Annotated in this window: 7 protein-coding genes; 4 read left to right on the top strand and 3 right to left on the bottom strand. The window is 71.9% G+C overall.

Annotated elements, in window-relative coordinates; genetic code table 11:
• The first annotated feature begins 63 nt into the window (after window positions 1–63).
• Window positions 64–465 (top strand): group II truncated hemoglobin, encoded by a 402-nt coding sequence (locus tag A612_RS05300; RefSeq protein ID WP_019373501.1) that lies wholly within the window; start codon window positions 64–66, stop codon window positions 463–465.
• Here A612_RS05300 and A612_RS05295 read toward each other — a convergent pair.
• The 3 genes from A612_RS05295 to radC all read right to left on the bottom strand — a co-directional run bounded on the left by A612_RS05295 (window position 462) and on the right by radC (window position 3059).
• Complete coding sequence (locus A612_RS05295) at window positions 462–1130, bottom strand: Smr/MutS family protein (RefSeq protein WP_019373500.1); 669 nt, start codon at window positions 1128–1130, stop codon at window positions 462–464. The two genes, A612_RS05300 and A612_RS05295, sit on opposite strands and share 4 nt — an antisense overlap.
• Window positions 1127–2266 carry an esterase-like activity of phytase family protein gene (locus A612_RS05290; RefSeq protein ID WP_019373499.1) on the bottom strand — a complete coding sequence of 380 codons (1140 nt, stop codon included), beginning with the start codon at window positions 2264–2266 and terminating at the stop codon, window positions 1127–1129. Before A612_RS05290 ends, A612_RS05295 begins: the two co-directional genes overlap by 4 nt.
• A gap of 76 nt (window positions 2267–2342) precedes the next feature.
• The gene (gene radC, locus A612_RS05285; protein ID WP_019373498.1) at window positions 2343–3059 is read right to left on the bottom strand and encodes a RadC family protein; all 717 of its coding nucleotides are present in this window, start codon (window positions 3057–3059) and stop codon (window positions 2343–2345) included.
• A gap of 80 nt (window positions 3060–3139) precedes the next feature.
• Between radC and A612_RS05280 the strand changes: the two genes are divergently transcribed.
• The 3 genes from A612_RS05280 to A612_RS05270 form a co-directional block, all read left to right on the top strand.
• Window positions 3140–3610, top strand: a complete 471-nt coding sequence (locus A612_RS05280; RefSeq protein ID WP_019373497.1) for an FKBP-type peptidyl-prolyl cis-trans isomerase — start codon at window positions 3140–3142, stop codon at window positions 3608–3610.
• A 3-nt stretch (window positions 3611–3613) separates the two neighbouring features.
• The gene (gene ispH / locus A612_RS05275) at window positions 3614–4567 is read left to right on the top strand and encodes a 4-hydroxy-3-methylbut-2-enyl diphosphate reductase (RefSeq protein WP_019373496.1); all 954 of its coding nucleotides are present in this window, start codon (window positions 3614–3616) and stop codon (window positions 4565–4567) included.
• 133 nt (window positions 4568–4700) lie between these two features.
• The coding region (locus tag A612_RS05270) for a hemolysin family protein (protein ID WP_040436150.1) at window positions 4701–5488 on the top strand (788 nt) is incomplete at its 3' end.

Genomic DNA, 5488 nt, shown 5'->3' with positions numbered 1-5488 from the left:
GGCGGCTAGCAGCCGCCTGCGGCCCGCGGGCGCCGCGCGGCCCTGTTTCCTACAATCGCCGGCATGACGAGCGAAGATTCCGTGGCCACTCCCGCCACGGCCTACGAGTGGCTGGGGGGCGAGGCGGCCGTGCGTCGGCTGGTGGACCGCTTCTACGACCTGATGGATCTGGAGCCGGGCTACGCCGAGCTGCGCGCCACGCACGGCAGCACGCTCGACAGTGCGCGCGACAAGCTGTTCTGGTTCCTGTGCGGCTGGCTGGGCGGCCCCGACCACTACCAGGAGCGCTTCGGCCACCCGCGCCTGCGCGCGCGCCACCTGCCGTTTTCCATCGGCATCCGGGAGCGCGACCAGTGGGTGGCGTGCATGGACCAGGCCATGGACGAGGTCGGCGTGCCCGAGGCGCTGCGCGAGCGCCTGAACGAGAGCTTCATGGGCACGGCGGACTGGATGAGGAACCGCTAGCTGCGCCGCCCCGGCTGCAGCAACACCACCAGTGCTCCCGCGCCGCCATCAGCCGGGCGCGCCTGCACGAAGGCAAGCACCTCCTTTTTCTGCACCAGCCAGCGCTGCACCCGGCCCTTGAGCACCGGCGTCTTGCCGGGCGAGCCCAGTCCCTTGCCGTGGATGATGCGCACGCAGCGCAGCCCCGTGCGGTGCGCCAGCCGGATGAACTCGGCCAGCGCCTCGCGTGCCTCGTCGGTGCGCAGCCCGTGCAGGTCGAGCTGGCGCTGGATGCTCCAGGCGCCCGAGCGCAGCTTGCGCGTCACGTCCAGCCCCATGCCCGAGCGGCGGTAGCTGAGCTGGTCGTCCACGTCCAGCAGGGTGCTGACGTCGAATTCGTCGCTCAAGGCTTCGCGCAGCACGCGCGCCTCGTCGAGCTGGCGCTGCACCGGGATCGGCTCGGGCGGCTCGGCCACGTGCCAGTGGCGCGCCCCCTGTCCTTTCAGGGGCTGGACCGGGCCGACCGCATGGGCGAAGAGCTGGCGCTCGCGCTGGGCGCGGCGTTCGGCCTCGGCCTGTGCGCGAGCGCGCTCGGCCTCCTGCGCCGCGGCCTCGGCCAGGCGGCGGCGCAGGGGTTTCAGCTCGGCAAAGGATCGGACGGGCAGGGCCCGCTGGGCAGCATTCATGGGCTCCCGCCGGTTGTACCGCAGGAGCCATGTCCGCCGCCGGGCGGGCGGTATTGCGCGGCGATGAACTGGGTGCGCTGCGCGGGGTTGAAGTTGTCGTCGCTCACCAGCACCAGCAGGCAGCCGCCCCCGGGCAGCGCCGGCCCCCAGGCCATGCCCTCGAGGTTGTCCACCGGCACCCCCAACCCAGTGAAGTCGGCGACCAGCTCCTTGGGCGGCGGGTGGTGGTTGCCCGGCTGCAGCGCGGCAAGACCCCGTGTGTCGCTGCCCTTGCGGGTGTCGATGCGGTAGAGCCGCGCGGAAAAGCCCCGGCCGGTGCTGTAGGCGCGCTCCAGCACCAGCAGGTGGTGCGGCCCGTCGGCCAGGATCTCGCTCACGCCGTTCAGTTCTGGTCCCAGCGGCAAGCGCCGTGGCTGCGAAGCCGCATCCGGCTGGTAGGCGATCTGGCGCAGCGGCTCTCCGGAGCCCACGTCGATGGCCGTGAAGCGCACCGGCGCGCCAGGCGCGGCGGCCGAGGCCGGGGGGCCATCCTGCAGCCAGGGCAGCTCCATCGCCAGCCAGGCGGTGCGGCCATCGGGCGCCAGGGCGAGGCCTTCCAGACTGCCGTTGCGCCGCGGGCCCGCCCCGGCACTGGGCACGAAGGACGGCGGCAGCGGGATGCGGCGCAGGTGCCGGCCGTCGGCATGCGCCACGCGCAGCTGCGGGCCGAAGCCGCGCGCGAAATCGCCTTCGCTCGTCCACAGGAACCGCTGCGCACCGGGCAGCCAGCGCACCGCCTCCGCATCCGGCACGTCCACCCCCGGGCGGGCGCGCCGCGCGGGAGCGAAGGGCTGGCCGTCGGGTGCCTGCAGCGAGCGCATGCCCGTGATCTCGGGCCGCGCCTGCCCACGCTCCGGATCCAGATGCAGGCGCAGGGCGTAGACGCGGGCCGGGCCGTGCACCGCCCGGTCGTCGCTGATCAGCAGGTAGTCGCCGCTGCGCGGATCTTGGTCGATGCCCGAGATGCCGCCGAAGGGGCTGCCGCCCCATTCGGTGCCGGGAGCGATGTGGGCGGTGGCCAGGATGCGCAGCCCGGACGCTGGCCCGGACCAGGGGGACGGCCGTGGCGCGCAGCCCGCCAGTGCGAGCGCCAGCACCACCCACGCCAGAGCGGGACGCCAGCGCAGCGCAACGGGCGCAGGTGCCGCGGGGCCAAGCGCTCTCCGGGCCATCTCACAGCAGGCCCCGCTCGGCCATCGACAGCGAGGCCCCGGGGGCGACGATGATGTGGTCGAGCACGCGCACGTCCACCAGCGCGAGGGCGCTCTTGAGGGTCTGCGTGAGCGCCTCGTCGGCACGGCTGGGCTGCACGCTGCCGCTGGGGTGGTTGTGCGCCAGGATCACGGCGGCGGCGTGGTGCTGCAGCGCGCGCAATACGACCTCGCGCGGGTAGACGCTGGTCTGCGTGAGCGTGCCGCGAAACAGCTCGTCCATGGCGATCAGCCGGTGCTGGCTGTCCAGGAACAGGGCGGCGAAGACTTCGTGCGTGCGCGCCGCCAAGTGCAGCTGCAGGTAGTGCTGCACGGCGCTGGGCGAGTCGAACACCGTGCGCTCGGCCAGTTGCTCGGCCAGCGCGCGGCGCGCCAGCTCGAGCACGGCGACCAGCTCGGCGCGCTTGGCCGGGCCCAGACCCTTGATGCGCCGCAGGTCGGCGGCGCCGGCGTGCAGCAGGCCGGCGATGCCCCCGAAACCCCCGCCCGTGACCACCCCGGTGGCGCTGTCGCGCTCGGGCGGCGCAAGCAGCTCGCCGGCCAGCTGCAGCACGCCCTTGCCGGCCAGCCCGGTGCGCAGCAGGATCGCCAGCAGCTCGGCATCCGACAGGGCGGCAGGGCCGCGCGCGAGCAGCTTCTCGCGCGGACGGGCGTCGCTGGGCAGGTCCTTGATCGGCATGGGGTCGGGGCCGTTTTCCTACAATGGCGGGCAGTGTATCGGCGCCTCGCGCCCTCGACATCCTTCCTGGGCCTTCCACCATGACCGCATCCGCCACCGCCGCAGGCACGCCCATCGTGCAGCCCGGCTCCTTCCTCACGCTGCACTACCGCCTGGCCGGGCCGGCGGGCGATGTGATCAACACCTTCGCGGGCAAGCCGGCGACCCTGTCCGTGGGCACGGGCGAGCTCTCGCCGGCGCTGGAGCAGCGCCTGATCGGCCTGCCCGAGGGTGCGCATACCAGCTTCGAGCTGGCCGCCGGCGAGGCCTTCGGCGAGCGCAACCCGGACATGCAGCAGTGGGTGGCGCGCAAGCTGCTCGACGAGCTGGGCGACCCGGACGAGAGCTACGCGGTAGGCGACGTGGTGCAGTTTCCGACGCCCGATGGCATGGGCCAGTACGCCGGCGTGGCGCTGGAGGTGCGTGCCGACGGGGCCGTGCGCTTCGACTTCAACCATCCCCTGGCGGGTGTGCCGGTCACCTTCGAGGTGCAGCTCATCGGGGTGCTCTGAGCCATGAGGGGCCCCAAGGAAATCCTGCTGGCCGAGCCGCGCGGTTTCTGCGCCGGCGTGGACCGCGCCATCGAGATCGTCGAGCGGGCGCTCGCCAAGTTCGGCGCGCCCATCTACGTGCGCCACGAGATCGTGCACAACACCTATGTGGTGAACGACCTGAAGGCCAAGGGTGCGATCTTCATTGAGGACCTGGCCGATGTGCCGCCCGGCGCCACGCTGGTCTTCTCCGCCCACGGCGTGAGCCGCGCGGTGCAGGACGAGGCCCGCGCGCGCGGCTTTTCCATCTTCGACGCCACCTGTCCGCTGGTCAGCAAGGTGCACGTCGAGGTCGCGAAGCTGGCGCGCGAGGGCTATGAATTCATCATGATCGGCCACAAGGGCCACCCCGAGGTCGAGGGCACCATGGGTCAGCTCGACAGCGGCATCCACTTGGTCGAGGACGTGGCCGACGTGGCGCGCGTGCAGCCTTCGCAGACCGAGCGGCTGGCCGTGGTCACGCAGACGACGCTCTCCGTGGACGATGCTGCCGAGATCATGGCCGCCGTGCGTGCGCGCTTCCCGAACATCCGCGAGCCCAAGCAGCAGGACATCTGCTATGCCACGCAGAACCGTCAGGACGCGGTGAAGCTGCTGAGCCCGCAGGTGGATCTGGTCATCGTCGTCGGCAGTCCGACCAGCTCCAACAGCAACCGCCTGCGCGAGCTGGCGGCGCGCATGGGCCGCGCCGCCCACATGGTGGACTCGGCCGAGGAGCTGCGGCCCGAATGGTTCGAGGGCGTCGCGCGCGTGGGCCTGACGGCCGGCGCGTCGGCGCCGGAGGTGCTGGTGCAGGCGGTGATCGCCCGCATCAAGGAGCTCGGCGCCGTGGCGGTGCGCAAGATGGACGGCATCGAAGAGACGGTGAAGTTTCCGCTGCCCAAGGGGTTGAAGCTGGACGCTTCCTCCGCCGGCTGAGGCTGCGGCGGGGGCCGGTCGGCAGCGGCGCGGCGCGAGCGCCGGCACGCGGCGGGGGAAAGCCGCGCACAATGCAGGCCTTCATACAATTTCCACCCCACCACACCACGGGAGCGCCACGGGCTCCCCGGCCATGGAAATAGCCCTACTCATCGCCCTGATCCTACTCAACGGACTGTTCGCCATGTCCGAGCTGGCCCTGGTTTCCGCGCGCCGGGCGCGGCTGCAAAAGCTGATCGACGAGGGCGACAGCGGTGCAATCGCCGCTGCCAAGCTGGGCGAGGATCCGACGCGCTTCCTGTCCACCATCCAGATCGGCATCACCTCCATCGGCGTGCTCAACGGCATCGTCGGCGAGTCCGCGCTGGCAAAGCCGCTGGGCGACTGGCTGGTCGATGCCGGCCTGGAGCCGCAGGCGGCCGGCTACCTCGCCACCGGCCTGGTGGTGGTGCTGATCACCTACGTCTCCATCGTGGTCGGCGAACTGGTGCCCAAGCGCCTGGGCCAGAGCCACCCGGAGACGCTGGCGCGCCTGGTGGCGCGGCCGATCAACTGGCTCGCCATCGCCACCAAGCCCTTCGTGCGGCTGCTGTCGGCCTCGACGCAGGCGCTGCTGCGCCTCATGGGCGTGAAGGAAACCGGCACCACCGTGACCGAGGACGAGATCCACGCCATGCTCGCCGAGGGCACCAGCGCCGGGGTGATCGAGTCGCACGAGCACCTGATGGTGCGCAACGTCTTCCGGCTCGACGACCGCCAGATCGGCTCGCTGATGGTGCCGCGCGCTGACGTGGTGTGGCTCGACGTGGGAGCACCCTTCGAGGAGAACCTGGCGCGCATCGAGGAGTCCGAGCACGCGCGCTTTCCGGTGGTGCGCGGCGGCATGGAAAACATCCTGGGCGTGATCAACGCCCGCCAGTG

Origin of the sequence: Melaminivora alkalimesophila (assembly GCF_000282995.1) — a bacterium.
In the GTDB taxonomy this organism is placed as follows: Bacteria; Pseudomonadota; Gammaproteobacteria; order Burkholderiales; family Burkholderiaceae_C; genus Melaminivora; species Melaminivora alkalimesophila.
The sequence above is the reverse complement of the archived record's forward strand: the minus strand, read 5'-3'. Positions and strand labels throughout refer to the sequence as shown.

What these genes read in the sequence shown, in the direction of transcription:
- A612_RS05280 (WP_019373497.1), top strand. Translation starts at nt 3,140, where the DNA reads ATGACCGCATCCGCCACCGCCGCAGGCACGCCCATCGTGCAGCCCGGC.
- A612_RS05295 (WP_019373500.1), bottom strand. Translation starts at nt 1,130, where the DNA reads ATGAATGCTGCCCAGCGGGCCCTGCCCGTCCGATCCTTTGCCGAGCTG.
- A612_RS05300 (WP_019373501.1), top strand. Translation starts at nt 64, where the DNA reads ATGACGAGCGAAGATTCCGTGGCCACTCCCGCCACGGCCTACGAGTGG.
- radC (WP_019373498.1), bottom strand. Translation starts at nt 3,059, where the DNA reads ATGCCGATCAAGGACCTGCCCAGCGACGCCCGTCCGCGCGAGAAGCTG.
- ispH (WP_019373496.1), top strand. Translation starts at nt 3,614, where the DNA reads ATGAGGGGCCCCAAGGAAATCCTGCTGGCCGAGCCGCGCGGTTTCTGC.